1 protein-coding gene is annotated in these 1,946 nt (G+C 59.9%); it reads left to right on the forward strand.

What is annotated here, in order from left to right:
• The coding region (recD2, locus tag CSR02_RS14490; protein WP_244177032.1) for an SF1B family DNA helicase RecD2 at positions 1-1,803 on the forward strand (1,803 nt) is incomplete at its 5' end.
• Between the last annotated feature and the right edge of the window lie 143 nt (positions 1,804-1,946).

The raw sequence follows: 1,946 nt of genomic DNA on the forward strand, positions 1-1,946 counted from the left end.
TTCGATTTATTGCTCATGAATTCTTCTTACCTCACGGGTCTTTCTGTCTCCACAAAACCCGGGGCAATTCATAGCAACGGCGTCGGCACCTCGCGGGCCGTGCGGATATTCAAGACTTACGGGCAGGACGCGGTCCAACTGATCAGCGAAAATCCCTATAGGCTGGCGAAGGATATCCGGGGGATCGGCTTCAAGACCGCCGACCAGATCGCCCGTAAGATGGGGATCGCGCCTGACGCGATGATCCGGGTGCGGGCCGGGATATCCTACGCGCTTGGTGAAGCGATGGATGAAGGGCATTGCGGCCTGCCTGTGGGAGAGTTGCTGACCAGTACCGCCGAACTGCTGGAGGTCGCCACTCCTCTGATCGAGACGGCCCTCGCGCTGGAACTGGAAGCGGGCGACGTGGTGGCAGACAGCGTGGGCGATACGGGCTGTATCTTCCTGACTGGTCTCTATCGTGCCGAGCAGAGCATCGCCGAGCGGTTGCGCGCCTGTGCCATTGGCCGTCCACCCTGGCCTGACATCGACGCTGAAAAGGCCATGACCTGGGTGGAAGGCAAGACCGGGCTGGCTCTGGCCTCCAGCCAGCAGGAAGCAGTGCGTCTTGCCCTGCACAGCAAGGTGCTGGTGATTACCGGCGGTCCTGGCGTCGGCAAGACCACGCTGGTCAACGCCATTCTCAAGATCGTGACGGCTAAGGGCACGGATGTGCAGCTTTGCGCCCCGACCGGAAGGGCGGCGAAGCGTCTGTCGGAAAGCACCGGGCTGGAAGGCAAGACGATCCATCGCCTGTTGGAGACAGACCCGGCTACGGGGAGCTTCAAGCGGGACGATACCAACCCGCTGACCTGCGATCTGCTGGTCGTGGACGAGGCCAGCATGGTGGACGTGCTGCTGATGCGCTCCCTGCTGCGCGCCTTGCACGATAGTGCAGCCCTGCTGATTGTGGGCGACGTGGATCAGTTGCCGTCGGTCGGGCCGGGGCAGGTGCTGGCTGACATCATCGGCTCCAATGCCGTGCCTGTGGTACGGCTGACCGAGGTGTTCCGCCAGGCGGCACAAAGCCGGATCATTACCAACGCGCATCGGATCAACGAAGGGAAGATGCCGGAGCTGAGCGCGAAAGAGGGATCGGATTTCTATTTCGTGGAGGCGACCGAGCCCGAGGTCGGGCTGCGCAAACTGCTGGCCGTGGCGAAGGATCGTATCCCGGCGCGGTTCGGGCTTGACCCGGTTCGCGACGTGCAGGTGTTGTGCCCGATGAACCGGGGCGGCCTTGGGGCACGGTCGCTGAATATCGAATTGCAGCAAGCGCTGAACCCGCCAGGCGAGGTGAAGGTCGAGCGGTTCGGCTGGACCTATGGTCCGGGCGACAAGGTGATGCAGATCGCCAATGATTATGACCGGGATGTCTTCAACGGGGATCTTGGCGTTATCGACAGGATCGATGTGGAAGAGGGCGAACTGACGGTCTTATTCGATGGACGGGAGGTCGTTTACGGCTTCGGTGAACTGGACGAGCTGGTGCTGGCCTACGCCACCACGATCCACAAGAGTCAGGGATCGGAATATCCGGCGGTAGTCATCCCACTGGTGACCCAGCATTATACGATGCTGGCGCGGAACCTGCTTTATACCGGTGTTACACGGGGGCGGAAGCTCGTCGTGCTGGTCGGGCAGAAGAAGGCTCTGGCCATAGCTGTGCGAAATCAGGGCGGAAGGCTACGTTGGTCAAAACTGAGAGACTGGCTGGTGGGTACGTCAGGTACAGGTCATCTCTCCCGCCTAAAGAAACTTTAAAATTGCTTTTTTGAGGTTGTGAAATTGCATTCCACATAAATGCCTTCCGGGCCGCGACCGTGCGCAACATCCTCGACGCGGAAATCTCACAGAAGGGTTGTACATCGGGTTAGATTATGAAAAAGTCTGTTTTACACAAAAGA

It is taken from the genome of Acetobacter pomorum, assembly GCF_002738225.1.
GTDB lineage: Bacteria > Pseudomonadota > Alphaproteobacteria > Acetobacterales > Acetobacteraceae > Acetobacter > Acetobacter pomorum.